This is a genomic window from Pantoea dispersa (genome assembly GCF_019890955.1).
Taxonomy (GTDB): Bacteria; Pseudomonadota; Gammaproteobacteria; order Enterobacterales; family Enterobacteriaceae; genus Pantoea; species Pantoea dispersa.
Window position 1 is genome coordinate 1,909,440 of the sequence record NZ_CP082346.1, and the last position, 26,419, is coordinate 1,935,858.

Consider the following 26,419-nt stretch of genomic DNA (forward strand, 5'->3'; position numbering starts at 1 on the left):
CGGCGCCGCCGCGGGCGCCGTAACGCTTAACGTAACAGCATATACAGCCGGTACAAATAGATAATCAGAATGGCTGATACCAGGTTGCCCAGCGCGTTGAGCACCACCGAGGCGATATTGGCAGGCAGCACGGTCAGCGAGGAGAAGAAGAACATCAGCGCAATTTTCGCCAGCAGCCACAAAATAATCGCCGGGGCGATCACCTTAATGTTCTTCCAGGCCAGACGCATACTGGCGCGCATCGCACTGAAAATGCCCATTTTTTCACTTGCCAGCATCACCGGCGCCAGCGACAGCAGAATCGCCAGAATCACACCCGGCACCATCAGTACCATAAAGCCCAGCTGCACCAGCAGGGTGATCAGGAAGGTCTGCACCAGCAGTTTCGGCAGCAGCGGCGCAGAGGCGCCAATCGCGCGCAGCGCGCTGACGCGCTGTCCACTGGATACCATCGGCAGCAGGCATAGCATGCCGCCCAATAGCAGCGTGTTGCCAATCAGGGCAGCGAAAGTGCCGGCGGCAGAGGCGCGCAGCAGAATGCGTTGCTGATCCGGTGACATGTTCTGGACGATTTCAAACAGCGAAGAGGCGCTGCTGTCGGTCTGGCTGAGCAGGGATAACTGATCCTCGCCCGGCGTCAGGGCGTGGCCAACAATCACGGTAATAAACGAGGTCAGCAACGCCATCAGCACGATGGTGACCAGCTGATGGCGCAGAAAATTTCCTGTGTCACGGTATAACGAGCTCGCCGTGATAGACATGTACACTCCTTGAAGGAACCGGGTTAATTAACCCGGCGATTGTACATGTTCTGCAGGCAGGCTGGCACCCGGAATCCCATAACTTTCTGTCATCTCAGGTAAAGAAGGGTGAAAAAGCGCGGGTAAACCATAGCGCGCCCGGGCGCGATCGCAGGCGTCATTCGGCACGCCATTTTCGCCGGACATGGCGAACTCCCGGCACGGTGACGGCCGCTGCGCATAAATACCACAGGAAACACAGCCGCCAATTTCACCCTGCAGCGCCACGCAGCGCGGGGCACGATCGTTGGTGCCGCGCATGTTGCGCATCAGCAGGCTCAGGGGTTCCGTCAGTTCAACCGGCACCGTGCCACCACCGTCGTCGGCTTCGGCCCAGTAAAATGAAACGCGAAAATGGGCGCAGCAGGCGCCACAGGTCATACAGGGGTTAAGTAAATCGCTCATCTGATCGCCCGCCACTCCTGAGGCTTCGAACCAAAATCACAAAAGGGGAATAGCAACATAATCACGCCGCGTGATGGCGGCAACAGGATTTTTATGTCCGCTTGTAAAGGCAAAATTGATCTGAATCAATTCATTGTTTTATAAGTGATTAATTTGAATTGATGCTGATGATCTTTTCGCAAAAAAGGGGTAAATCTTGTGCCGCGATTAACCTCAATACCCTGTTTTCCGGCAAAGGAGTGATTATGAAACTGGCTAAATGCGCGCTGCTGCTGGCGCTGGCGATCCCGCAACTGGCACTGGCTCACCAGGCCGGTGATTTTTTTGTGCGCGCCGGTAGCGCGACCGTTCGTCCGACCGAAGGCTCTGATAATGTGCTGGGTATGGGCGGCTTCAGCGTCAGTAATGATACCCAACTGGGTCTGACGTTTACCTGGATGGCGACCGACAATATCGGCGTTGAGCTGCTGGCGGCCACGCCGTTCCGCCACAAAGTGGGACTTGGCCCGACCGGCAATCTCGCTACCGTGCGTCAGCTGCCGCCCACCTTAATGGCGCAGTACTACTTTTTCGACAGCCAAAGCGCGCTGCGCCCTTACGTTGGCGTCGGGATCAACTACACCACTTTCTACGATGCGAAGTTCAACCAGACCGGGCAGGATGCGCAGCTGAGCGATTTAAGCGTGAAAGATTCGTGGGGCGTGGCGGGTCAGGTCGGGCTGGATTATCAGATCAACCGCGACTGGATGCTCAACGCGTCATTGTGGTACATGGACATCGATACCGAGGTGAAATTCAAAGCGGCGGGCGAACAGCAGAATATCAATACCCGCATCGATCCGTGGGTGTTCTTCTTTGGCGCGGGCTACCGTTTCTGATTTTTACACCAGAAAGAAAAAGGGCGACCCGCAGGTCGCCCGTTTAGTTACTTAATCTGCATATTGTTGACGACGGATTTTACCCCCGCCACGTTACGCGTTACCGCAACCGCACGGTTGGCCATCTGCGGCGAGCTGACAAAGCCGCTCAGCTGTACTTTCCCTTTGAAGGTCTCAACGTTAATTTCTGTCGATTTCAGCGCCTCGTCATTCAGCAGCTGTGCCTTCACTTTGGTGGTAATGACCGTGTCATCGATGTAACCGCCGGTCCCTTCCTTTGTTGCTGTTGGTGCACAGGCACTTAAGGTGAGCGCCATCACTGCAGCCACTAAAAAACCCGCAACGACTTTGAACAATTTCATTGGTTATCTCCCTGTCATAGATGGTGGTGCACCGTAACGTGACGGCACGCTTAAGTGTGGGCCGTGCCTCGCATTTCGGCAACTCAGGCGCGATGAAAAATTTTGTCGCAGGGGAGAAAAAAGGGGGTAGGAAGTAAGAAGGGCCCTGCAGCCAGTGCAGGGCCGTGCCAACTCAGCGGGTAGCCGCTTTGAGATCGCTGACGAACGTTTGCAGTTCGCTAAGCAGCGCCGTTGGGTCGTTCTGATTACGCTCGATGATTTTCACGATGGCCGAGCCGGAAATGGCTCCGGCGGCTCCGGCGGCAACTGCCTCTTTCACCTGACCCGGCTCAGAGATGCCGAAGCCCTGCAGCGGCGGCGCAGCATGATATTCGCGCAGCTTCTCAATCAGATGATGCAGCGGCAGGCTGGCGCGATTTTCCGCACCGGTAACGCCGGCGCGTGACAGCAGATAGGTGTAGCCACGGCCGTGCGAGGCGATTTCGCGCAGCAGATCGTCATCCGCGTTGGGCGGACAGATAAAGATCGGCGCAATGTTGTGACGCATCGCCGCCTGGCGGAACGGGGCCGACTCTTCCACCGGCACGTCAGCCACCAGCACCGAGTCAACGCCCACCGCAGCGCACTGCGCGTAGAAGTTGTCGATACCTCTGCTGAACACCAGGTTGGCGTACATCAGCAGGCCAATCGGCAGATCGGGGTATTTCTGGCGCACGGTGGCCAGCATTTCAAAACACTGCGCCACGGTGGTGCCGGCGGCAAAGGCGCGCAGCGTAGCGCCCTGAATCGTCGGGCCATCGGCCAGCGGATCGGAGAACGGAATGCCCAGCTCCAGCGCATCCGCACCGCCCGCGACCAGCGCATCAATAATTTTCAGCGACAGCGCCGGCGACGGATCGCCAAGGGTGACGAAGGGCACAAACGCGCCTTCCTGTTTCGCGGACAGACGTTGAAACAGCTGATTATAACGTTCCATCAGATCTCTCCCTTAGCTTTCAGAATATCGTGAACGGTAAAGATGTCTTTGTCGCCGCGGCCGGAAAGGTTTACCACCAGCAGCTGCTCTTTGTCCGGGTTTTCGCGGATCATCTTCAGCGCATACGCCAGCGCGTGTGATGACTCCAGTGCCGGAATGATGCCTTCGGCACGACACAGCGTCTTAAAGGCTTCCAGCGCTTCGTCATCCGTGATTGACACGTAGTCAGCGCGGCCGGTGCTGTTCAGGTGCGCATGCTGCGGACCGACCGACGGGAAATCGAGACCGGCAGAGATGGAGTAGGACTCTTCGATCTGTCCCTCTTCGGTCTGCATCATCGGCGCCTTCATGCCGAAATAGATGCCGACGCGACCGTGCTTGAGCGGCGCACCGTGCTCACCGGTGTCAATACCGTGACCCGCAGGCTCCACGCCGATCAGGCGCACGCTGCTCTCTTCGATGAAATCCGCAAACATGCCGATGGCGTTAGAACCGCCGCCGACGCACGCCAGTACCGCATCCGGCAGGCGACCCTCTTTTTCCAGAATCTGCGCTTTAGTCTCTTCGCCAATCATGCGCTGGAATTCACGCACAATGGTCGGGAACGGATGCGGGCCTGCGGCAGTGCCGAGCATGTAGTGCGCGGTTTCGTAGCTGCCGGACCAGTCGCGCAGCGCCTCGTTACAGGCATCTTTCAGCGTGGCCGAGCCGCTGTGTACCGGAATCACCTCTGCGCCCATCAGCCGCATACGGAACACGTTGGGTGACTGACGCTCAACGTCTTTTGCGCCCATGTAAATACGGCATTTCATGCCGAGCAGGGCACACGCCAGCGCCGACGCCACGCCGTGCTGACCGGCGCCGGTCTCCGCGATGATCTCGTTTTTGCCCATGCGTTTTGCCAGCAGCGCCTGGCCCAGCACCTGGTTAGTTTTGTGTGCGCCGCCGTGCAGCAGGTCTTCGCGCTTCAGGTACAGGCGGGTTTTGCTGCCTTTGGTCAGGTTGCTGCACAGCGTCAGGGCCGTCGGGCGACCGGCGTAGTTTTTCAGCAGGTCAGTAAATTCTGCCTGAAACGCCGGATCGCGCTGTGCTTCAACAAAGGCCGTTTCCAGCTGACGCAGTGCTGGCATCAAAATCTGCGGCACATACTGGCCGCCGAATTCGCCAAAGTAGGGATTAAGTAATGTCGTCATCGTGTCCTCTTCCTTATCCGGCCCGCCCGCAGGCGGGCAGACGCAATTAATAGGCGCGCAGCGTGCGGAATACCGCCGCGACTTTGCTGGCATCTTTGATGCCCGGCGCGGATTCCACGCCGGAGTTGAAGTCGAGGCCGGCACAGCCGAGCTGAGCGGCTTCGACGCAGTTATCGGCGCTCAGGCCACCTGCCAGCAGCACATCAGCCAGGTCTTCACCCTGCAGCAGCGACCAGTCAAAGCGCTGACCGCTGCCACCCTGGCCATTATCCAGCACGTAGCGATCAACGTGCGCCCAGTCGCGTGGCGGCAACCGATCTTTAATACTCAGTGCTTTCCAGATGCGCACGCTGGCCGGCAGCGCCTGGCGCAGTTCCGCGACGTAGGCTTTGTCTTCATCGCCGTGCAGCTGGACGGCCGCCAGCGATAAGTGCGTGGCTAACGTGACAACGTCACTGATAGTCTGATTGCGGAACACGCCGACATACTTCAGCGGCGCAGCGGCGATCACCGCCTGCGCCTGCGCCTCGTTAACCTGGCGCGGCGAACCGGCGGCAAAGATCACGCCGCCATACAGCGCGCCAGCCTGATGCGCGGCCTGCGCATCTTCCGGGCGGGTCAGGCCGCACACCTTGTTATCGCCCAGCAGCACGCGGCGCACACCGGCGTCGAGGTCGTGCTCTTCCATCAGCGCCGAGCCAATTAAAAAGCCGTTGGCAAAATGGCTCAGCTCGCGCACCTGGGCGTAGTTATGGATGCCGGACTCGCTGATCACGGTGACGCCATGGCTGAGACGTGGGGCCAGCTGACGCGTGCGATTCAGGTCAATCGACAAATCACGCAGATCGCGGTTGTTGATGCCGACCACTTTAGCTTCCAGCGCGATAGCGCGCTCCAGCTCTTCTTCATTACTGACTTCGGTCAGCACGCCCATTTTCAGGCTATGCGCCACCGCAGCCAGCTGACGGTACTGCTCATCATCCAGTACTGACAGCATCAGCAGAATGGCATCGGCCTGATAATGGCGCGCCAGGTAAATCTGGTAGGGATCAATAATAAAGTCTTTGCACAGCACCGGCTGCGTGATGGCGGCGCTGACCACCGGCAAGAAATCAAAGCTGCCCTGGAAATATTTCTCATCGGTCAGCACTGACACCGCAGAGGCGTAATGGCGATAGATCCCGGCGATAGTCGCGGGATCAAAATCGGCGCGAATCAGCCCTTTCGACGGGGAGGCTTTTTTACACTCCAGAATGAAGACGGTGCGCGTGCCACGCAGCGCCTCGTAAAAATGACGCTCCGCCGGCTGCAGATCGTTCTGGAAGGAGGCCAGCGGCTGCTGCGATTTACGTGCTTCAACCCACAGGGCTTTATCCTGCACAATTTTCTCTAATACGGTGCCCTTGATACTCATTTCATCCTCTCGCTGCCAGTGCCACAACGCGCTCGTACGCCTGACCGCTGCGAATGGCAGCCATGGCGCGCTCAGCGTTATCGCGCAAATCTTCATTTCCGAATACTTTCAGCAACATTGCGACATTTACCGCAACGGCCTGCTCGTGGGCGGGCTGGCCTTTACCCTGGAGCAAACGCGTCAGAATGTCACGGTTTTCTTCCGGTGTGCCGCCGGCCAGCGCCTCTTTCGGCTGGAAGCTGAAGCCAAAGTCTTCCGGCGTCAGCTGGTAGCTGGTGATCTCGCCGTCACGCAGCTCAGCGACCTGGGTCGCACTGTGCAGCGCCACTTCATCCATGCCGCCACCGTGCACCACGGCAGCACGCTGGTAGCCCAGCACTTTCAGCGTCTGGGCGATGGGCAGCACCAGTTCCGGACTGTAGACGCCAATCACCGCCAGCGGTGGGCGCGCCGGGTTGATCAGCGGACCAAGTACGTTAAACAGCGTGCGTGTTTTCAGCTGCTGGCGCACCGGCATCGCGTGGCGGAAACCGCTGTGATATTGCGGCGCAAACAGGAAACAGACGTTGAGATCGTCCAGCGCCTGCCGTGCCTGCTGTGCCGGCATGTCGAGATTGATACCGAAAGCGGCCAGCAGATCGGAAGATCCGGATTTGCTGGAGACGCTGCGGTTACCGTGCTTAGCCACTTTCAGCCCGCAGGTGGCGGCGACAAAGGAGCTGGCCGTTGAAATATTAATGCTGTTGCTGCCATCACCGCCGGTGCCAACGATATCGGCAAAGGTATAGTCCGGACGCGGGAACGGTCTGGCATCGGCCAGCAGCGCGGAGGCGGCACCGGCGATCTCTTCCGGGCGCTCGCCACGCACTTTCATGGCGATCAGCGCCGCTGCCAGCTGCGTCGGCTCCAGCTGTCCGGTAATAATCGCGCTGAACAGCTGGTGGCTCTCGGCCTGGCTCAGCGTTTGCGCCTGATACAGTTTTTCCAGAATAGTTTGCATCATCATCTCCCTGTTATTTCGCCAGCGCCCAGGCCAGTGTTTGCTCCAGCAGACGTGCGCCCTGCGTGGTGAGAATCGACTCGGGATGGAACTGGAAGCCGCACACGCGGTCCGTTTCGTGACGCACCGCCATCACCATGCCGTTGTAGCTGGCGTTGACCGTCAGTTCCGCCGGCGTATTGCTGCCCACCAGCGAGTGGTAACGCGCCACCGGCAGCGGGTTGCTGAGGCCGGTAAACATCGCCTCGCCATCATGGGTAATGGCGGAAGCTTTGCCGTGCAGAATTTCGCCCGCCTGGCCGACGTGCCCGCCGTAAGCTTCGACAATGGCCTGATGGCCGAGACAGATACCAATGATCGGCAGCTGACCGCGCAGCGCCTGTAACAGCTGCGGCATGCAGCCCGCATCTTTCGGTGCGCCAGGGCCGGGTGAGAGCATCAGCACCGGGTTTTCCATCTGCTGCAGGCGGTCGATCAGCACTTCTGCCGGGACGTTGTTGCGGTAAATCACCACGTTGTGGCCAAAGGTACGCAGCTGATCAACGAGGTTGTAGGTAAAGGAGTCGATATTATCGAGCAGCAGGATATCGGCCATCAGAAAATCTCCTTGCAGTGATGGGCAGTAGCGATGGCGCGCAATACCGCGCGGGCTTTGTTGCGGCTCTCATCCGCTTCAGCCTGAGGCTGAGAATCCAGCACCACGCCGGCACCGGCCTGCACGGTGGCAACGCCACCTTCCACCCAGGCGGAGCGGATGACGATGCAGGTATCAAGGTCGCCGCTGGCGGTGAAGTAGCCGACCGCGCCGCCGTAGCTGCCGCGCCGCGTGCCTTCTTTTTCCGCAATCAGCTGCATCGCGCGCACTTTCGGTGCGCCACTTAGCGTGCCCATGTTCATGCAGGCGCGATAGGCGTGCAGCACATCAAGATCGTTACGCAGCGTGCCTACCACGCGGGATACCAGATGCATCACAAACGAGTAGCGGTCCACTTTGGTTAAATCCGCCACGTAACGGCTGCCGGGCACACAGATACGTGCCAGGTCGTTGCGCGCCAGATCCACCAGCATCAGGTGCTCAGCCAGCTCTTTATGATCGGTGCGCATTTCCAGTTCAATACGGCTGTCCAGGTCGCGATCCAGCGAGCCATCCGCATGGCGACCGCGCGGACGCGTACCGGCAATCGGGTAGATTTCGATCTGGCGCGAGCTGGCGTCATATTTCAGCGAGCTTTCCGGCGAAGCGCCGAACAGCGCAAAGTCCTGATCCTGCATAAAGAACATGTACGGGCTGGGGTTGCTGTTTTTCAGCGTATCGTAAGCCGCCAGCGGTGACGGGCACGGCAGTGAGAAGCGGCGCGACGGTACCACCTGGAAAATTTCACCGATGCGAATGGCCTGCTGCAGTTCGCTTACCACGTTGCAGTAAGCTTCATCGCTCTGGCTGGTGCTCAGCGTCATCTGCTCGACGCGCTGCACCGGCAGCGCTGGCGCTGGCTGCGTCATCTGACCGTGCAGCTGTTCGATACGGCTCTGCAGACGCTGAAACTCGCTGGTCGACGGCGCAAACAGGCTGGCCTGCAGACGGGCGCTGCGCTGCTGGTGATCGATCACCAGTAACGTTTCGGCGAGGTAGAAACAGTAGTCCGGGCAACTTTGGTCATTGCGCAGCGGCGGCAGATCTTCAAATCCCGCCACCAGATCGTAGGCAAACAGGCCGCCCAGCAGCATGGCTTCACGTTCTTCGGCCGGGCTGTTAACCAGATGCGGAATCAGACGCAGCGCATCAAACACCGACAGCGCTTTCAGGCGGGAGTCTTCATCGTGCAGACCCTCAACCGGCGTGAAATGCAGCTCACGTCCGTCCGGGCGCACGGCGATGCGCACCTCGGGGGGCAGTGCTTCGTCCAGCAGCGGCAGCAGCGCGCGGCCGTTTTCCGACAGCGCCTGCAGGGTAACAACATTGCCCAGGGCGCTGATGCGCAGCGCGCTGTCGACAATCAGCAGGCTTTTCAGGTTCTGCTTGCTGTCGATATCGGCAGATTCAAGCAGCAGAGTTGCCGGACGTGCGCCGCATAATTGATGAAACACTGCGGCCGGATCTTCGCGGTAGGGCGCGGTACCGGTAATCAACTTCAATGTAGGTTTCGCATTAGCCATAATGGATTCTCTGAATTTCGCTCAAAAAAAAGCCCGCTCGGTGGCGGGCTCAGGTATCTGCACTGCGGTTACGCAAAATGTGCATGACGACGTCGCCCGTGAAAGGGATCATCGCGCCACCAACCATTAACATGCGTACCGATAAGAGCCATGATTAAATACCCGTTACGTGTGAACTTGTGTACTAGTTAACTGGTTCGGGTGAAAAAAGTCAATACCCTTTTTCAGTTACGGGCAAAATCGTTATCATGCCAGCCGGTTTAATGCAGTCGCTGGAGTGACCTTGTCAGATATCGCCCGTTTTCCACTTTATGATTTACACAGCCATACCCAGGCTTCTGACGGTTTGCTGACGCCGACCGCGCTGGTGCAGCGCGCCGTTGAGATGCACGTCGGCGTGCTGGCGATTACCGATCACGACAGCGTGGCGGGCGTTGCCGAAGCGCAGGCGGCGGTGCAGCAGCTTCAGCTACCGCTGCGGGTACTGGCCGGTGTGGAAGCGTCGACGCTGTGGGAAAACCACGAAATTCATATTGTCGGACTCAACGTTGATACGCAGCATCCGGCGTTAACCGCTTTTCTGGCGCAGCAGCACCAGTGCCGTATGGCACGTGCAGAACTGATTGCCGAACGGCTGGAGCGCGCGCGCATTCCTGACGCGCTGGCCGGCGCTCAGCGTCTGGCGCAGGGCGGGGTGATTACCCGCGGGCATTTTGCCCGCTATCTGGTAGAGCTGGGCAAAGCCGATAACATGGCGCAGGTATTTAAAAACTATCTGGCGCGCGGCAAAACCGGCTACGTGCCACCACAATGGTGTACAATTAAACAAGCCATTGATGCTATTCATCATTCTGGCGGCGTGGCGGTGCTGGCCCATCCTGCGCGCTACGGGCTGTCGGCCAAATGGCTGAAGCGACTGATTGCGCATTTTGCCGCAGAAGGCGGCGATGCGATGGAAGTGGCACAGTGTCAGCAGGCACCGAATGAACGTACCCAACTGGCGAGCCATGCGCGCGATAATCAGCTGGCGGCCTCGCAGGGGTCCGATTTTCACCAACCCTGTCCGTGGATTGAACTGGGGCGCAAGCTATGGCTGCCGGGCGGCGTGGAGCCGGTCTGGGAGCGTTTTCCCGCTTTAGCGCCGGTCAGATCGCACGTTGATGGGTGATATGAGGTTTTTATGAGTCAACTTTTTCACATTCATCCGGAAAATCCGCAGCCGCGTCTGGTTAATCAGGCGGTGGATTATCTCAATAAAGGCAGCGTTATTGTCTATCCGACCGATTCCGGCTACGCGCTGGGATGCCGTCTGGAAGAGAAGAATGCCATGGAACGCATCTGCCGCATTCGTCAGCTCGATGGTAACCATAACTTTACCCTGATGTGCCGCGATCTCTCTGAGCTGTCGACCTATTCGCAGGTGGATAACAGTGCGTTTCGCATTCTGAAAAACAACACGCCAGGCAATTACACCTTCATTCTGAAGGCCACCAAAGAAGTGCCGCGTCGTCTGATGAACGATAAACGTAAAACCATCGGCCTGCGCGTACCGTCTAATCCGGTGGCGCTGGCGCTGCTGGAACGCCTCAATGAGCCGATGATGTCGACCTCACTGATGCTGCCAGGCAATGATTTCACTGAATCCGATCCGGAAGAGATCCAGCACAGCATCGGCAAGCTGGTGGATTTAATTATCGATGGCGGCACCCTGGGCCAGCAGCCAACCACCGTGATCGATCTCACCAGCGATGCGCCCGTCATCGTGCGTGAAGGGGCAGGCGATACCCGCCCGTTCCTGTGATTACGCCGGGCCGGGCGCTGTTTGTGGCGTCTGGCCGATATTGGCTTCCAGCCAGCGTTTGAAATCGCCGTACGGAATGTACAGCGAGACATCTTTTAAGATGACTTTTTTGCTGCGTACGTTAGCAATTTCATGGCTGTAACCCACAATCACTCCGCTGATTGTCTGGTCGGCATTATAGACAGCGCCGCCTGACATCCCCTGAACGACACCGGCATCGGAAGCCATTGCCATACAGGGCTTTTTATTCCAGCGATTATTAATGGCGGTGCGCGCCAGATTAACGCCGCTCGACTCCACCGGCATCGCGGAAATAAAACTATAGCCATACATTTTAATTGGCTCGCCCACCGCGCTGCTGCGGAATTTCGCCAGCGTATCCGGACTGTTTTTATGATAAATAATCGCGACGTCGCAATAGGGGTGATAAGCCTTCACGCGCTGCACGGCGGTTTTGGCCACGTGCGCGGCAGTCAGACTGTATTCCGGCGTTAACGGAATGGTTGTACCGAGGATGCCCAAACCCAGTACCGTCGGGATGCCGGTCACGCTCATATCCACGTGCTGCAGCGCCGTACGACTGTACTCAGTATGGCCCACGGAACAGCCGCTCAGTGCCAGCGCTGCAAGCGCCGGCCAAAGCAGGGAGGTTCTCATGATGGCGGTCTTCATTTAATGTCCGTCAGCAAAATCCCTGGTGAAGACTTTCGACAGACAAATTAAATTCAATCCGTGAAACGATTAGCGCGCCATTTCCCGTGCGCGCCGGATTGTATTATCAGGCCAGCTGTACCATTATTTGTTAATGGCTTGTTGTTTGAAAGCTTATAAAAAGTAATTAAAATAATTTTTGATACTGCTTAGCCGAATTCAGGATTAAATTTTACACAGTTTTCGCGGCAGAACAATTCATCATATTTAATCTTTATCAAATAAAAACGAAAATACAGACTTAATCCAACCTGCAGCGCCAATCCGCTGTATGGCTGGCTATTCTGGCTGCAATAAGCTTTACTAACAACATTATTCAGTTCTTTATGCTGATTTTGGTGTTTTGCGCCGATTTTCTGTTTGCTCAACTGCAGCTGTGCCGGGAACGCTGCGGGTAACAGACTGGTGAGCCTCTTTAATCTATTGCGGCACTAATTGGCGCGCTATTAAATAAATAAACGGTCTCAGGCAAAACGACGTAATTTCAGCGGGTTGCGCAGGCTATCCCAACGCTCTTTACGCAAATCAATCAGAAATCTGAATCAATGACCTTGCTGCCCGCTTCAGCCTCCGGATCGCTGGCGCTTTATTATCGGCAGAAAAGGAAAAGGTGTTAACGAAACTGTAGCTGGTGTAAAATCTCCGGCCGTCCGCGCTGGCACCTGGCGCGAAGCGGTCACAGATTCTGATACGGGACCTGGTAACGCCGGTATCTTACCTCTTCATTACCACGACGCCTGGGAAGGCGACAACGAGGCAGCTCCATGAGCGAGAAATTACAAAAAGTATTAGCGCGCGCCGGACACGGTTCGCGCCGTGAAATCGAAGCAATGATTTCAGCCGGACGCATCAGCGTCGATGGCAAACTGGCGACGCTGGGCGATCGCATCGAAAATGACAAAACCCTGAAAATCCGTATTGATGGCCATCTGGTATCGATTGCTGAATCGGCCACCGAGGTGTGTCGCGTACTGGCGTATTACAAACCGGAAGGTGAGCTGTGCACGCGCAACGATCCGGAAGGGCGCCCAACGGTATTTGATCGCCTGCCGCGCCTGCGCGGTTCACGCTGGATTGCCGTCGGCCGTCTGGACGTGAACACCTGCGGTCTGATGTTGTTCACCACCGACGGTGAGCTGGCCAACCGCCTGATGCACCCAAGCCGCGAAGTTGAGCGTGAATACGCAGTGCGCGTATTTGGTGAAGTGGATGACGAAAAAGTGCGTCAGCTGAGCAAGGGCGTGCAGCTGGAAGACGGCCCGGCAGCGTTCAAAACCATCAAATTCGCCGGCGGCGAAGGCATTAACCAGTGGTACAACGTCACCCTGACGGAAGGGCGTAACCGTGAGGTGCGTCGTCTGTGGGAAGCGGTTGGCGTGCAGGTAAGCCGTCTGATGCGCGTGCGCTACGGCGATATTCAGCTGCCAAAAGGTCTGCCGCGCGGCGGCTGGATGGAGATGGAACTGCCGGCGGTCAACTACCTGCGTAAGCTGGTGGGACTGCCGGAAGAGACGGTGACCAAAGTGGCCGTCGAGAAAGATCGTCGCCGCACCAAAGCGAACCAAATCCGCCGGGCGGTGAAACGCCATAGCGCGGTAAGCAATAACAGCCCGCGTCGCAACAACACCAAACGCGGTTCCTGATGCTCCCTGACGCCGCGCCTGCGGCGTCCGTTTTTACCAGTCGATTCCCTGCTGTGCCTGGATGCCAGCGTCAAACGCGTGTTTGACCGGACGCATCTCGCTGACGGTATCCGCCAGTTCCAGTAGCGTGCGGTGACAGCCGCGCCCGGTTATGATCACACTTTGCTGCGGCGGACGCTGCTGCAGTGCAGCGATCAGCTCATCCAGATCGAGATAATCCATACTCACCATGTAGGTGATTTCATCCAGGATCACCAGATCCAGCGACGCGTCTTGCAGCATGCGTCTGGCGTGTTGCCACACCTGCTGGCAGGCGGCCGTATCGCTGGCACGGTTTTGCGTCTCCCAGGTAAAGCCGGTGGCCATCACCTGAAACTCCACGCCGTGCTGCGCCAGCAGATTGCGTTCACCATTAGGCCATTCGCCCTTAATAAACTGCACGGCAGCCACGTTTTTACCGTGGCCACAGGCGCGCAGCGCGGTGCCAAAAGCGGCGGTGGTTTTACCTTTGCCGTTGCCGGTAAACACCATCAGGATGCCGCGCGTTTCGGTGGCAGCGGCGATGCGAGCGTCAACCTGCTCTTTCAGCCGCTGCTGGCGTTGCTGGTGACGATCGCTCATGCGCTGGCCGGTCCCGGCTTGCGCCCCGGTTGTGCATCGTAGCTGATACCGGTTTTACGGCGGCTGTCATCGCCCATCAGATAGAGGTAGAGCGGCATCAGGTCGGCCGGGGTTTTCAGCAGGCTGGCATTCTCCTCCGGGAAGGCGCTGGCGCGCATTTTGGTGCGCGTGCCGCCGGGATTGATGCAGTTCACCCGCAGATGGCGGTTTTTATACTCATCGGCCAGCACCTGCATCATGCCTTCGGTGGCGAATTTCGACACGGCATAGGCGCCCCAGCCTGCGCGACCGGTGCGGCCCACGCTGGAGGTGGTGAACACCAGCGAACCGGCGTCGGATTTTAGCAGCAGCGGCAGCAGCGCCTGCGTTAAATAGAAGGTGGCGTCGAGGTTGATTTGCATCACCTGCTGCCAGACCGCCGGATCGAGTTCCGCCAGCGGCACGATCTCACCAAGAATGCCGGCGTTATGCAGCACGCCATCCAGCCGCGGCACCAGCGCGGCAACCTGTTGTGCCAGCTGCTGACAGCTTTCCGGTGTGGCGTGCGCCAGATCCAGCAGCAGCGTAGCGGCGGGCTGTTTATTGAGCTGATTAATCGCCTCAGCGGTTTGCTGTAGCGTGGTGGCATTGCGGCCGAGCAGAATCACGCGCGCACCATAGCGCGCATAGGTCAGGGCGGCTTCGCGGCCGATGCCGTCGGAAGCACCGGTCACGAGAATGATGCGATTGTCCAGCAGGTCGCTTTTCGGTTGATAATGCACAGCGATGTCCTTTGCAGGTCAGAGGGTTTTTTGGCTTTATGCCTCAATTTGGCGCAAGGTGCAATCGCCGCAACGCGCATTCTGTGCCGCCTGCCGGCATTTCAGGCGACGAACGGCATCAAAGCGGGTAAACTCAGGGTTTGACTGTAATTCACTGTTTAATAAGGCGGCAGAATGGATTTACTCTCCAGCTATGGATTATTTCTGGCCAAGGCCGTCACCGTCGTGGTGGCGATCGCAGCTATTGTACTGATTGTGCTCAATGCCGCGCTGCGTAAACGTCACAGCGGCGGTCAGCTGCGCTTAACCCATCTTGACGAAGCCTATCGTGAGATGAAAGAGGACCTGCAGCTGGCGAAGATGAAGCCGCAGGCGCAAAAAGTGTGGCTGAAGCAGCATAAGAAAGAAGAGAAACAGAAAGCCAAAGCCGAAAAGCGCAATGCCAAAGCCGGTGTAACTGAAGCGGCGAAGCCGACTCTCTATGTGCTGGAGTTCAAAGGCAGTATGGACGCCGGCGAAGTCAGCTCGCTGCGCGAAGAGATCTCCGCCGTGCTGGCGGTGGCTCAGCCGGGTGATGAAGTGCTGCTGCGGCTGGAAAGCCCCGGTGGCGTGGTGCACGGTTATGGCCTCGCCGCGTCGCAGCTGCAACGTCTGCGTGATGCGGGGCTGCAGCTGACGGCGGTAGTGGATAAAGTTGCCGCCAGCGGTGGCTACATGATGGCCTGCGTTGCGGATCGCATCGTGGCGGCGCCGTTCTCCATCATTGGTTCCATCGGTGTGGTGGCGCAAATCCCTAACTTTAACCGGCTGCTGAAGCGTAACGACATTGATGTGGAGCTGCACACTGCCGGCCAGTACAAGCGTACGCTGACGCTGTTTGGTGAGAATACCGAGGAAGGGCGGGAGAAATTTCAGGAAGACCTGAATGAAACCCATCAGCTGTTTAAAGATTTTGTGCATCAGATGCGTCCGGCGCTGGATCTGGACAAAGTGGCGACGGGCGAACACTGGTATGGCCGTCAGGCGCTGGATCTGGGGCTGATTGATGAGATTGGTACCAGCGATGCGCTGATCATTGCGCGCATGGACCGTTTTAGCGTGCTGGGCGTGCACTTCGCGCGCAAGAAAAAGATGATTGATCGCGTGACCCACAGTGCCAGCGTGGCAGCCGAGCGGCTGATTCTGAAAATCTGGCAGCGCGGTGATAAACCGCTGTTGTGAACCAACCCGGCGCAGGCCGGGTTTTTTTATGCCAGGTGATACTGCGCGGAGAGCACCACGGCAAGGTGCTTAAACACGTTAAACACCGCCGTGGTTTTGGCGGTCGGCAACCCTTCATCGTCGAGGAACCACGGGCCGCGAAACACCAGAACCTCGCCCTGCTGAATCACCTCCGTGGCTTCCATCCCGGCAAAATATTCATCGTGCTGCTTAATGCGCTGATTAGCGATTTCCAGTAGCGCCTGGCGTGAAATGGATTCCGTTTCTGCTGACATTTTTCACCTCTTTTTTGACAGCGAATTTTCTCCTTCTATATTACTTGCCTGTCGGTGCGTTCAGCAAATCAGCGTTCGGTCAGAAAACTGGCGAGAAATTAAACAGAATGCTAATTAAGTTGCGTAACAGATTTTATCAGGTAGAGTGTGGGCGATTCAGCTTTCAGGGAGATCACACCAGGATGTGTGATACCGTCAGACGGAAAACTCGCTCTTAATCATCAAGTTGCAAATGCCGATGCAATCTGACCAGAGATTGTCCCCGCTGGCTTGAAAAGCAAAAAGTCAGCAGCAATATTGAACCCATTGGGTTTTGGGGCTGCCAATCCTCTCCCGTTTATCAGGACGTTTCAATTAGGTAAAGGTACATATGGGTAAAGCACTCGTCATCGTTGAGTCCCCGGCAAAGGCCAAAACAATCAATAAATACCTCGGTAATGACTACGTGGTGAAATCCAGCGTCGGTCATATCCGTGATTTGCCGACCAGTGGTTCAACGGCCCGTAAAAGTGCCGACGGGGAAAAGGCGAAAACCGGCAAGAAAGTAAAGAAAGATGAAAAGGCCGCGCTGGTTAATCGCATGGGCGTTGACCCGTGGCACGGCTGGGAAGCGGACTACCAGATTCTGCCCGGCAAGGAAAAAGTCGTCTCCGAACTGAAGAACCTGGCTGCCGATGCCGACCACATCTATCTCGCAACCGACCTTGACCGCGAAGGGGAAGCCATTGCCTGGCACCTGCGGGAAGTGATCGGTGGCGATGACAAACGCTTCAGCCGCGTGGTGTTTAACGAAATCACCAAAAATGCGATTCGTCAGGCGTTCGAGAAGCCGGGCGAACTGAATATTGAGCGCGTCAATGCGCAGCAGGCGCGTCGTTTTATGGACCGCGTGGTGGGCTATATGGTCTCGCCGCTGCTGTGGAAAAAAATTGCCCGTGGCCTGTCGGCCGGACGCGTGCAGTCGGTTGCCGTGCGTCTGGTGGTGGAGCGCGAGCGCGAAATCAAAGCCTTCGTACCGGAAGAGTACTGGGAAATTGACGCCGATCTTTCGACGCCGAAAGGCGATGCGCTGGCGGTCAGGGTGACGCATCAGGGCGACAAAGCGTTCCGCCCGGTTAACCGCGAGCAAACTGAAGCGGCCGTGGCCATCCTGGAAAAGGCGCGTTACGCCGTTCTGGATCGTGAAGACAAGCCGACCAGCAGCAAACCGTCGGCGCCGTTTATTACCTCGACGCTGCAGCAGGCGGCGAGCACCCGCCTTGGTTTTGGCGTGAAGAAAACCATGATGATGGCGCAGCGTCTGTATGAAGCCGGTCACATCACCTATATGCGTACCGATTCCACCAACCTGAGTCAGGATGCGGTGGCGATGGCGCGTGGCTACGTGGAGAAAAAATTCGGTAAGAACTACCTGCCGGATGCGCCCAACACCTACGCCAGCAAAGAGAATTCACAGGAAGCGCACGAAGCGATTCGTCCTTCTGATGTCAACGTTGCCGCCGAGCAGCTGAAGGATATGGAAGCGGATGCGCAGAAGCTGTATCAGCTGATCTGGCGCCAGTTCGTGGCCTGCCAGATGGTGCCCGCGCAATATGATTCTACCACGCTGACCGTCGGCGCGGCAGATTTCAAACTGAAAGCGAAAGGGCGTACGCTGCGTTTTGACGGCTGGACCAAAGTGATGCCGGCGCTGCGTAAAAATGACGAAGATTTGACGCTGCCGCCGGTGAACGTGGGCGACACGCTGGATCTGAAATCCCTGCTGCCAGGCCAGCACTTTACCAAGCCGCCGGCGCGCTTCAGCGAAGCTTCGCTGGTACGCGAGCTGGAGAAGCGTGGCATTGGCCGTCCGTCTACCTATGCTTCGATCATTTCCACCATTCAGGATCGCGGTTACGTGCGGGTGGAAAACCGCCGTTTCTACGCCGAGAAGATGGGTGAGATTGTTACCGATCGTCTGGAAGAGAATTTCCGTGAGCTGATGAATTATGATTTCACCGCGCACATGGAAGACAGTCTCGACCAGGTCGCGAATAACGAAGCGCAATGGAAAGCGGTGCTGGATTCATTCTTCAGTGATTTCAGCCAGCAGCTGGAGCAGGCGGAGAAAGATCCGGAAGAGGGCGGCATGCAGCCGAACCAGATGGTGCTGACCTCCATCGACTGCCCAACCTGCGGACGCAAAATGGGGATTCGCACCGCCAGCACCGGCGTGTTCCTCGGCTGTTCCGGTTATGCACTGCCGCCGAAAGAGCGCTGCAAGCAGACCATTAACCTGATCCCGGAAAACGAAGTGCTTAACGTGCTGGAAGGCGATGATGCCGAAACCAACGCGCTGCGCGCCCGTCGTCGCTGCCAGAAATGCGGCACCGCGATGGACAGCTACCTGATCGACAACGGCCGTAAACTGCACGTCTGTGGTAATAACCCGGAGTGTGACGGTTATGAAATCGAGCAGGGTGAATTCCGTATTAAAGGTTATGACGGTCCGATTGTTGAGTGCGAAAAATGTGGCTCTGAAATGCACCTGAAGATGGGGCGTTTTGGTAAGTACATGGCCTGTACCAACGACGAGTGTAAAAATACCCGTAAGATTCTGCGTAACGGCGAAGTCGCGCCGCCGAAAGAAGATCCGGTACCGCTGCCGGAGCTGCCGTGCGAGAAATCGGATGCGTATTTTGTGCTGCGTGACGGAGCTGCGGGCGTGTTCCTGGCCGCTAACACCTTCCCGAAATCGCGTGAAACCCGTGCGCCGCTGGTGGAAGAGCTGCAGCGCTTTGCTGACCGTCTGCCGGAGAAACTGAAATATCTGGCCGAAGCGCCGGCAGTGGATCCGGAAGGCAATAAAACGCTGGTGCGTTTTAGCCGTAAGACTAAACAGCAGTATGTTGCCTCAGAAAAAGAGGGCAAAGCGACCGGCTGGTCAGTTTTCTATATCGACGGTAAGTGGCAGGAAGCGAAGAAGTAATCCCCCTGGAGGCCAGCGTTCGCTGGCCTTTTTCCCATCCTTATAGCTAATCGTTCTACATTCTTACGTTAACTGATATAGTAGTTATAGCTTATTGCATTTTGCTGACTCGCTTTCCCTCATTATTACGCCATCAGGGCGGATACACGCCTGCAGGGAATGCACCTCTGTCGCTATCGGGAAGATATAACTATGAAATTGCAGCAGTTGCGTTACATCGTTGAAGTCGTTAACCACAACCTCAATGTCTCCTCCACGGCAGAGGGGCTGTATACCTCGCAACCTGGCATCAGTAAGCAGGTGCGCATGCTGGAAGATGAGCTGGGCGTGCAGATTTTTGCCCGCAGCGGCAAACATCTGACGCAGGTGACGCCAGCGGGTGAAGAGATTATCCGTATTGCCCGCGAAGTTTTGTCCAAAGTGGATGCGATCAAATCGGTTGCCGGTGAGCACACCTGGCCAGATAAAGGATCGCTGTACGTGGCCACGACCCACACTCAGGCGCGTTATGCACTGCCTGGCGTAATCAAAGGCTTTATCGAACGCTATCCGCGCGTTTCCCTGCATATGCATCAGGGCTCGCCCACACAAATTGCTGAGGCGGTCTCCAAAGGCAATGCCGATTTCGCCATTGCCACCGAAGCGCTGCACCTGTACGACGACTTGATTATGCTGCCGTGCTATCACTGGAACCGTGCCATTGTGGTCACGCCGGATCATCCGCTGGCGGGGAAATCCAATGTGTCGATTGAGGAGCTGGCTGATTTCCCGCTGGTGACTTACACCTTTGGTTTTACCGGCCGCTCAGAACTGGATACTGCCTTTAACCGTGCCGGTTTAACGCCGCGTATTGTTTTTACCGCAACCGACGCCGACGTGATCAAAACCTATGTGCGTTTAGGCCTGGGGGTAGGGGTAATTGCCAGCATGGCGGTGGACCCGGTTTCCGATCCGGATTTGGTGCGCATCGAAGCTTCAGAAATCTTCACCAATAGCACTACCAAGATTGGTTTCCGGCGCAGCACCTTCCTGCGCAGCTATATGTATGATTTCATTCAGCGCTTCGCACCACATCTTACACGAGACGTGGTGGACGCCGCTGTGGCGCTGCGCTCAAACGAAGATATCGAAGCAATGTTCCGCGATATCAAGCTTCCTTTCAGGTAATCACCTAACTCATTATTTTTGCGGGATGTCCAGCGACTTCCCGCACACCTCCCGCCGCTTAGCACCAGCAGAACCTCAAAAAATTCCATTATTTTTTTGTAAATGAAACATGCGTCACATGTTTTTTCATTGTTATTTATTAAATGCGAATCAGTACACAATTTTTACTTTGCCGCTTTGCGGACTGCCAGGAATATTCCCATACTCCAGTTAAAAGCTGATGAGAAAGGGCTTTTTAACTGGCTCGTTAAATTAAACTCAAATTTAGAGTGGATCTAATTTTGGTTTAAGCCAAATTTACAATGTAACTATTAAATTAATAGTTTGCAGCGTGCTTAAATTTATCTCATCAGTTTTGGCGGTTTTGATAAATAGCGTTAATCGTTGTGCTCAATAAAAATAACTGGATTTTTGGACTTAACAAGTTTAGGATTCGTCCTAAATCTTCATCGTTGTTATCAATCGTTTTATTGAGAGTGATTATCAAAAACTATGACTACGAGATTAACTGTACAACCGGACTTCCGGGCTAAAAGCACCAAGGTAGAGCGTTCAGGTAACATCCGTCGCAAAGCCTGGTTGACTGTCTTCGCTGCTTCAGCACTGTTCTGGGTAGTGGTGGCGTTAATGATTTGGCGTATGTGGGGTTAAGCCATGTGGGCAAATACACTCAGTCGTAAATATCCGGTCGCTGCGCGTCAGCCCAAAGCACCGGTGTGCAAAGCCAAAGAAGCGCCTGCTGAACCGCAAGTGGCAATCCCGGCTTCCTGGGAACTGAGTGAACAGCAGCGCAGCTTTATTGAATCATTCATGGATCCGAAGTCTAAATAACGCAGTCTGCGTCCAATTCTTATTAAGACATACTGTCGCGCATTTTTACCGGACTCTCCGGTGGGCACGTTAAAAGCCCGTCCTTTAACACTCAGCATCTAAAAAAACGGTGTCATCAGTACAACGCTGAAGACGATGGCTTTTTGTTGCCCGCGATCCGGGAGGAGTGACAGATGAATACCACAACTTTTTCATGGCTCAGCGTTTATGCCTTCTCAATGGCCTTTTGGGCTGCGGCCGTCTGGGCCGTCCTGTAATTCGCTAATCCTGCCAGTTAACGCTTTCTGAATGCCCTGACTTTTGTCAGGGCATTTTTCGTTGCGGTTTTGTGTGTCAATTCGTGTTGTTATCAAAACGTTAACGAAAATGTGGTCTATCTTTAAGCTAAACCTTGCACTCTCTGAGGTTTAGCAGAAGAGCCCATAAAAGGAGGAGTTATGTCGTTAACGTTACGTGAGCAGAGTCAGGATGCGCTGGAAGTAGGGGCAAAAAAATATCATTACTACAGCTTGCCGAAAGCCGCTCAGCAGGTCGGTGATATCGATCGCTTACCAAAATCCCTCAAGGTTCTGCTGGAAAACCTGCTGCGCTGGCAGGATGAAGATTCCGTAACGGCAGCAGATATTCAGGCGCTGGTGGCGTGGCAGCAAACTGCACATGCCGAGCGCGAAATTGCTTATCGTCCGGCGCGCGTATTAATGCAGGATTTCACCGGCGTACCGGCCGTGGTTGACCTGGCGGCGATGCGTGAAGCCGTTAAGCGGCTGGGCGGTGATGTGGCGAAAGTTAACCCGCTGTCACCGGTCGATCTGGTGATTGACCACTCGGTCACGGTTGACCATTTTGGTGATGACGATGCGTTTGAAGAAAATGTGCGCCTGGAGATGGAACGCAACCACGAACGCTACGTTTTCCTGCGCTGGGGGCAAAAAGCCTTTAACCGTTTCCGCGTCGTGCCGCCGGGCACCGGTATCTGTCATCAGGTCAATCTGGAGTACCTCGGTAAAGCCATCTGGCATGAAACGCTGGACGGCAAAGAAGTAGCTTATCCGGATACGCTGGTCGGTACCGATTCCCATACCACCATGATTAACGCCCTGGGCGTGCTTGGCTGGGGCGTGGGCGGCATTGAAGCTGAAGCCGCCATGCTGGGCCAGCCGGTTTCAATGCTGATTCCCGATGTGGTAGGTTTCAAGCTGACCGGCAAACTGCGTCCCGGTATCACCGCCACCGACCTGGTATTAACCGTGACGCAGATGCTGCGCAAGCATGGGGTGGTCGGTAAGTTTGTCGAATTCTATGGTGACGGACTGGCCGATCTGCCGCTGGCGGATCGCGCAACCATCGCCAACATGGCACCAGAATATGGCGCAACCTGCGGTTTCTTCCCGATTGATGAAGTAACGCTCAGCTACATGACGCTCACCGGGCGCGATGCGCAGCAGGTTGAGCTGGTGGAAGCCTATGCAAAACAGCAGGGGCTGTGGCGTAAACCGGGCGATGAGCCCATCTTCACCAGCACGCTGGCGCTGGATATGGCCGAGGTTGAGTCGAGCCTCGCCGGCCCGAAACGTCCGCAGGACCGCGTCTCCCTCGGCGACGTACCGGCGGCCTTTGACGCCAGTAACGAGCTGGAAGTGAATCACGCGCAGAAGCCGCACAAAACGGTCAGCTATCTGGACAGTGAAACCGGCGACCGCATCCAGCTGGATGATGGTGCCGTGGTGATCTCCGCGATTACGTCCTGTACCAACACCTCGAACCCCAGCGTCTTAATGGCGGCTGGCCTGCTGGCGAAAAAAGCCGTTGAGCGCGGACTAATGCGTAAACCCTGGGTAAAAGCCTCGCTGGCACCAGGATCAAAAGTGGTGTCCGACTATCTCGCCGTGGCGCAGTTGGCCCCGTATCTTGATGAGCTGGGCTTTAACCTGGTGGGTTACGGCTGCACCACCTGCATCGGTAACTCCGGCCCGCTGCCGGATGAGATCGAAAGTGCGATCAAAGAGGGCGATTTGACGGTAGGTGCCGTGTTGTCCGGTAACCGCAACTTCGAAGGGCGTATCCATCCGCTGGTAAAAACCAACTGGCTGGCGTCTCCGCCGCTGGTGGTGGCGTATGCGCTGGCGGGCAACATGAAGATCAACCTGCAGACTGATCCGATCGGTCAGGATCAGCAGGGCAATGACGTCTATCTGAAGGACATCTGGCCATCGCCGGAAGAGATTGCCGCATCGGTGCAGAAAGTTACCAGCGACATGTTCCATAAAGAGTACGCCGAGGTGTTCGACGGCACGCCCGAGTGGCAGCAGATCAAAGTCAGCGAAGCCGCCACCTATGACTGGGACGAAGGCTCCACCTATATTCGTCTGTCTCCGTTCTTTGACGATATGGAAAAAACACCCCAGCCGGTACAGGACATTCACGGCGCGCGCATCCTGGCGATGCTCGGTGATTCGGTGACAACCGACCATATCTCTCCGGCTGGCAGCATTAAAGCGGAGAGTCCGGCGGGGCGTTATCTGCTGGCGCACGGCGTTGAGCGTAATGACTTCAACTCGTATGGCTCACGACGCGGTAACCACGAAGTCATGATGCGCGGTACTTTCGCCAACATCCGTATTCGCAACGAAATGGTGCCTGGCGTCGAGGGCGGTTATACCCGGCACTATCCGAGCCAGGAACAGCTGGCTATCTACGATGCGGCGATGAAGTATCAGGAGGAGGGCGTGCCGCTGGCGGTGATCGCCGGGAAAGAGTACGGCTCCGGCTCCAGCCGCGACTGGGCGGCGAAAGGTCCGCGCCTGCAGGGCGTGCGCGTGGTGATTGCCGAATCGTTCGAGCGTATTCACCGCTCTAACCTGATCGGCATGGGCATTTTACCGCTGGAGTTCCCGGCGGGCGTGACGCGTAAGACGCTACAGCTGACCGGGGAAGAGCGTATCGATGTGGCAAATCTGGCGCAGCTGCAGCCCGGCTGCAGCGTCCCGGTGACGCTGACGCGGGCTGACGGCAGTCAGCAGACGCTGGATACTCGTTGTCGTATCGATACCGGTAATGAGCTGACCTATTACCAGAACGACGGCATCCTGCATTATGTGATACGCAATATGCTCAACTAAAAAACAAAGCCGGGCATGCATGCCCGGCTTTATTTATTGACGCTGAAAATACATGACGCGAGGGCGCTATGGCGTGCGCGCACCGCCGCGTTACGATTTCGGCAGCAGATGTCCCATCTTCTCGGCTTTCGTATCGAGATAGTGCGCATTTTTTGGGTTACGGCCAACGATCAGCGGCACGCGCTCAACGATATTGATACCCGCTTCTGACAGGATCTCCACTTTGCGCGGATTGTTGGTCAGCAAACGCACTTCATTAATGCCCAGCAGTTTAAACATGTCGGCGCACAGGGTGAAATCACGCTCATCGGCGGCAAAGCCCAACTGATGGTTTGCTTCCACCGTGTCGTAGCCTTTGTCCTGCAACGCATAGGCGCGAATTTTGTTCAGCAGCCCAATGTTACGGCCTTCCTGACGATGGTACAGCAGCACGCCGCGTCCTTCTTCCGCAATGGCGGTCAGCGCCGCTTCCAGCTGGAAGCCGCAGTCGCAGCGCAGGCTGAACAGCGCATCGCCGGTAAGACATTCGGAGTGGACGCGCGCCAGCACCGGATTGTGATCGCTAATATCACCATAAACCAGCGCGACGTGGTCGTGGCCGGTTGCCAGTTCTTCAAAACCAACCATCAGGAAATCTCCCCATGGCGTGGGCAGTTTGGCTTCTGCTACCCGTTTCAGCTGCATGTGACTCTCCAGAACCTTCAGAGGATGCGCTATCATCATGATAACGCACGGGCCCGACTGGCCCGACGAAACTGCCGATATTGTGCCACAACCTGAACCAGGGCCGCTAATCAGTCAGAGTGATTGTAGTGATAAAGCACAATTATCTAAGCCGCAACGGGTATGTTATTCTTTTTTCAACTAAAGTTATGCAATACGCCTGTCAGGTCGTGAAACAATAAAGGAATGAGATGTTAAAAATTGTGCAACGCACCACGCTGGGCGCGTTTTTATTATTGCTGATGCCGCTGGGCGTATGGCTTTCCGGCTGGCAGTGGCAACCGGGGGAGAGCGGGCATCTGTTGCGCGTGCTGTTCTGGATCACCGAAACCGTCACCAGTCCGTGGGGCACGCTGACCAGCCTGATTCTGAGCGGCTGGGTATTGTGGTGCCTGCGCTTTCGCCTCCGGCCGGCCATTCTGTTGTTGATTATCATGAACGGCGCGATTCTCGCTGGTCAGTCGACCAAAACCTTTATAAAAGAGCAGGTGCAGGAGCCGCGACCGTATGTGGTCTGGCTTGAGCACAGCCACGGCGTCAACGAACAGCAGTTTTATCAGCTGAAACGGCAGCAGCGCGGCGAAATGGTGTCCGCCTTGCTCGCCAATGACACAAAGCTGCCCGCCTGGTTAAAAAATCACTGGGCGTTTGAGACGGGCTTTGCTTTTCCGTCTGGCCACACCATGTTTGCCGCCAGCTGGGCGCTGCTGGTGATTGGCCTGTTATGGCCGCGCCGGCATGTTGTTACGGTGGTGGTGCTGTTTGTCTGGGCTACGCTGGTCATGGGCAGCCGGCTGGTACTGGGCATGCACTGGCCGCGCGATCTGGTGGTCGCGACGCTGATCTCGTGGCTGCTGGTGACGCTGGCAACCTGGCTGGCACAGCGCTTTTGTGGCCCGCTCAGCGTGCCGCCGGAAGAGCAGCGTGAGATTGCCGGGCGCGATGACGGATTGTAATTTCTCCCTTTGCCCCCATATGATTGATTGTACTTGCAGAAAGGGCACTAACTGCTGCGCGGATAAGCAGCAACGGCGGCACTTTTTTGGCATACTCTACCGGATAACCTCACGACAGGACGCATTGTGAAATATTTGCTGATTTTTCTCGTGGTTTTGGTCATTTTCATCATCTCCGTCACGCTCGGAGCGCATAATGACCAGATTGTCACCTTCAACTATCTGCTGGCGCAGGGCGAATTCCGCATTTCAACCTTGCTGGCCTGTCTGTTTGGTGCCGGATTTTTGCTGGGCTGGGCGATCTGTGGCCTGTTCTGGCTGCGCATTCGTGTTTCGCTGGCGCATGCACAGCGCAAACTGAAGCGCATGCAGGCGCAAAATGAACAATCTGCTGCGGTAAATAGCACCTCCACTGCAGTGCGTCGGGATTAATGTTC

24 protein-coding genes, 1 pseudogene and 1 other annotated feature are annotated in these 26,419 nt (G+C 56.4%); of the genes and pseudogenes, 12 read left to right on the forward strand and 13 right to left on the reverse strand.

The window, feature by feature from the left end; translation table 11 throughout:
- Positions 1 to 26: 26 nt before the first annotated feature.
- Together K7H94_RS08825 and K7H94_RS08830 are read right to left on the reverse strand one after the other, a co-directional pair.
- Positions 27 to 761 carry a YciC family protein gene (locus K7H94_RS08825; protein WP_104092993.1) on the reverse strand — a complete coding sequence of 245 codons (735 nt, stop codon included), beginning with the start codon at positions 759 to 761 and terminating at the stop codon, positions 27 to 29.
- Between the two features lie 27 nt (positions 762 to 788).
- A complete protein-coding gene (locus tag K7H94_RS08830) occupies positions 789 to 1,205 on the reverse strand; it encodes a YkgJ family cysteine cluster protein (protein ID WP_058758635.1) in 417 nt (138 codons plus the stop codon).
- Positions 1,206 to 1,450: 245 nt separating this feature from the next.
- Here K7H94_RS08830 and ompW point away from each other — a divergent pair, with 245 nt between their 5' ends.
- The gene (gene ompW / locus K7H94_RS08835) at positions 1,451 to 2,083 is read left to right on the forward strand and encodes an outer membrane protein OmpW (protein WP_058771265.1); all 633 of its coding nucleotides are present in this window, start codon (positions 1,451 to 1,453) and stop codon (positions 2,081 to 2,083) included.
- A 47-nt stretch (positions 2,084 to 2,130) separates the two neighbouring features.
- On the opposite strand, the gene K7H94_RS08840 is transcribed toward ompW, so the two are convergent.
- The 6 genes and pseudogenes from K7H94_RS08840 to K7H94_RS08870 all read right to left on the reverse strand — a co-directional run bounded on the left by K7H94_RS08840 (position 2,131) and on the right by K7H94_RS08870 (position 9,185).
- Positions 2,131 to 2,445, reverse strand: coding sequence for a BON domain-containing protein (locus K7H94_RS08840; protein ID WP_021510099.1), 315 nt, complete (start codon positions 2,443 to 2,445; stop codon positions 2,131 to 2,133).
- 172 nt (positions 2,446 to 2,617) lie between these two features.
- A complete protein-coding gene (gene trpA, locus K7H94_RS08845; RefSeq protein ID WP_058771266.1) occupies positions 2,618 to 3,421 on the reverse strand; it encodes a tryptophan synthase subunit alpha in 804 nt (267 codons plus the stop codon).
- Positions 3,421 to 4,614 (reverse strand): tryptophan synthase subunit beta, encoded by a 1,194-nt coding sequence (trpB, locus tag K7H94_RS08850; RefSeq protein WP_058758632.1) that lies wholly within the window; start codon positions 4,612 to 4,614, stop codon positions 3,421 to 3,423. Before trpB ends, trpA begins: the two co-directional genes overlap by 1 nt.
- A gap of 46 nt (positions 4,615 to 4,660) precedes the next feature.
- Positions 4,661 to 6,028, reverse strand: a complete 1,368-nt coding sequence (gene trpCF / locus K7H94_RS08855) for a bifunctional indole-3-glycerol-phosphate synthase TrpC/phosphoribosylanthranilate isomerase TrpF (protein WP_222951981.1) — start codon at positions 6,026 to 6,028, stop codon at positions 4,661 to 4,663.
- 1 nt (position 6,029) lies between these two features.
- Positions 6,030 to 7,623 (reverse strand): annotated as a pseudogene (gene trpD / locus K7H94_RS22985) (bifunctional anthranilate synthase glutamate amidotransferase component TrpG/anthranilate phosphoribosyltransferase TrpD).
- Positions 7,623 to 9,185 (reverse strand): anthranilate synthase component 1, encoded by a 1,563-nt coding sequence (locus tag K7H94_RS08870; RefSeq protein WP_031280219.1) that lies wholly within the window; start codon positions 9,183 to 9,185, stop codon positions 7,623 to 7,625. The pseudogene trpD and the gene K7H94_RS08870 overlap by 1 nt, the downstream one beginning before the upstream one ends.
- Positions 9,186 to 9,208: 23 nt before the next feature.
- Positions 9,209 to 9,313, reverse strand: a sequence feature (Trp leader region).
- Between the two features lie 155 nt (positions 9,314 to 9,468).
- Between K7H94_RS08870 and rnm the strand changes: the two genes are divergently transcribed.
- Positions 9,469 to 10,353: an RNase RNM gene (gene rnm, locus K7H94_RS08875; RefSeq protein ID WP_222951982.1), complete on the forward strand. Its 885-nt coding sequence runs from the start codon at positions 9,469 to 9,471 to the stop codon at positions 10,351 to 10,353.
- Positions 10,354 to 10,365: 12 nt separating this feature from the next.
- Positions 10,366 to 10,986, forward strand: a complete 621-nt coding sequence (locus tag K7H94_RS08880) for an L-threonylcarbamoyladenylate synthase (protein ID WP_021510107.1) — start codon at positions 10,366 to 10,368, stop codon at positions 10,984 to 10,986.
- Here the strand turns inward: K7H94_RS08880 and K7H94_RS08885 are convergent, their stop codons facing one another.
- On the reverse strand, positions 10,987 to 11,643 hold the full coding sequence (locus tag K7H94_RS08885; RefSeq protein ID WP_181444749.1) for a serine protease family protein: 657 nt from the start codon (positions 11,641 to 11,643) through the stop codon (positions 10,987 to 10,989). It lies immediately after the preceding gene.
- 818 nt (positions 11,644 to 12,461) lie between these two features.
- On the opposite strand from K7H94_RS08885, the gene rluB reads away from it, so the two are divergent.
- The gene (rluB, locus tag K7H94_RS08890; RefSeq protein ID WP_058782079.1) at positions 12,462 to 13,340 is read left to right on the forward strand and encodes a 23S rRNA pseudouridine(2605) synthase RluB; all 879 of its coding nucleotides are present in this window, start codon (positions 12,462 to 12,464) and stop codon (positions 13,338 to 13,340) included.
- A gap of 33 nt (positions 13,341 to 13,373) precedes the next feature.
- Here rluB and cobO read toward each other — a convergent pair whose 3' ends face one another.
- Together cobO and K7H94_RS08900 are read right to left on the reverse strand one after the other, a co-directional pair.
- On the reverse strand, positions 13,374 to 13,961 hold the full coding sequence (cobO, locus tag K7H94_RS08895) for a cob(I)yrinic acid a,c-diamide adenosyltransferase (protein WP_125308571.1): 588 nt from the start codon (positions 13,959 to 13,961) through the stop codon (positions 13,374 to 13,376).
- The gene (locus K7H94_RS08900) at positions 13,958 to 14,722 is read right to left on the reverse strand and encodes a YciK family oxidoreductase (protein ID WP_021510112.1); all 765 of its coding nucleotides are present in this window, start codon (positions 14,720 to 14,722) and stop codon (positions 13,958 to 13,960) included. Before K7H94_RS08900 ends, cobO begins: the two co-directional genes overlap by 4 nt.
- A 174-nt stretch (positions 14,723 to 14,896) precedes the next feature.
- On the opposite strand from K7H94_RS08900, the gene sohB reads away from it, so the two are divergent.
- Positions 14,897 to 15,943, forward strand: a complete 1,047-nt coding sequence (gene sohB / locus K7H94_RS08905; RefSeq protein WP_058758624.1) for a protease SohB — start codon at positions 14,897 to 14,899, stop codon at positions 15,941 to 15,943.
- Between the two features lie 26 nt (positions 15,944 to 15,969).
- On the opposite strand, the gene K7H94_RS08910 is transcribed toward sohB, so the two are convergent.
- A complete protein-coding gene (locus K7H94_RS08910) occupies positions 15,970 to 16,218 on the reverse strand; it encodes a YciN family protein (RefSeq protein ID WP_141495395.1) in 249 nt (82 codons plus the stop codon).
- 370 nt (positions 16,219 to 16,588) lie between these two features.
- On the opposite strand from K7H94_RS08910, the gene topA reads away from it, so the two are divergent.
- The 5 genes from topA to acnA all read left to right on the forward strand — a co-directional run bounded on the left by topA (position 16,589) and on the right by acnA (position 24,303).
- Complete coding sequence (gene topA, locus K7H94_RS08915; RefSeq protein ID WP_058774627.1) at positions 16,589 to 19,186, forward strand: type I DNA topoisomerase; 2,598 nt, start codon at positions 16,589 to 16,591, stop codon at positions 19,184 to 19,186.
- A gap of 192 nt (positions 19,187 to 19,378) precedes the next feature.
- Positions 19,379 to 20,353: an HTH-type transcriptional regulator CysB gene (cysB, locus tag K7H94_RS08920; RefSeq protein WP_021510116.1), complete on the forward strand. Its 975-nt coding sequence runs from the start codon at positions 19,379 to 19,381 to the stop codon at positions 20,351 to 20,353.
- 492 nt (positions 20,354 to 20,845) lie between these two features.
- Entirely contained in the window at positions 20,846 to 21,004 is a 159-nt protein-coding gene (locus K7H94_RS08925; protein ID WP_071813666.1) for a YmiA family putative membrane protein, read from the forward strand.
- Positions 21,005 to 21,007: 3 nt separating this feature from the next.
- Entirely contained in the window at positions 21,008 to 21,184 is a 177-nt protein-coding gene (locus K7H94_RS08930; protein ID WP_021314644.1) for a hypothetical protein, read from the forward strand.
- 437 nt (positions 21,185 to 21,621) lie between these two features.
- A complete protein-coding gene (acnA, locus tag K7H94_RS08935; RefSeq protein WP_222951983.1) occupies positions 21,622 to 24,303 on the forward strand; it encodes an aconitate hydratase AcnA in 2,682 nt (893 codons plus the stop codon).
- 90 nt (positions 24,304 to 24,393) lie between these two features.
- Here acnA and ribA read toward each other — a convergent pair whose 3' ends face one another.
- Positions 24,394 to 24,987, reverse strand: coding sequence for a GTP cyclohydrolase II (gene ribA, locus K7H94_RS08940; protein WP_058758620.1), 594 nt, complete (start codon positions 24,985 to 24,987; stop codon positions 24,394 to 24,396).
- A gap of 230 nt (positions 24,988 to 25,217) precedes the next feature.
- On the opposite strand from ribA, the gene pgpB reads away from it, so the two are divergent.
- Together pgpB and K7H94_RS08950 are read left to right on the forward strand one after the other, a co-directional pair.
- Positions 25,218 to 25,982: a phosphatidylglycerophosphatase B gene (gene pgpB, locus K7H94_RS08945; RefSeq protein WP_021505947.1), complete on the forward strand. Its 765-nt coding sequence runs from the start codon at positions 25,218 to 25,220 to the stop codon at positions 25,980 to 25,982.
- A gap of 126 nt (positions 25,983 to 26,108) precedes the next feature.
- Positions 26,109 to 26,414, forward strand: coding sequence for a LapA family protein (locus tag K7H94_RS08950; RefSeq protein ID WP_058771279.1), 306 nt, complete (start codon positions 26,109 to 26,111; stop codon positions 26,412 to 26,414).
- Positions 26,415 to 26,419: the final 5 nt, after the last annotated feature.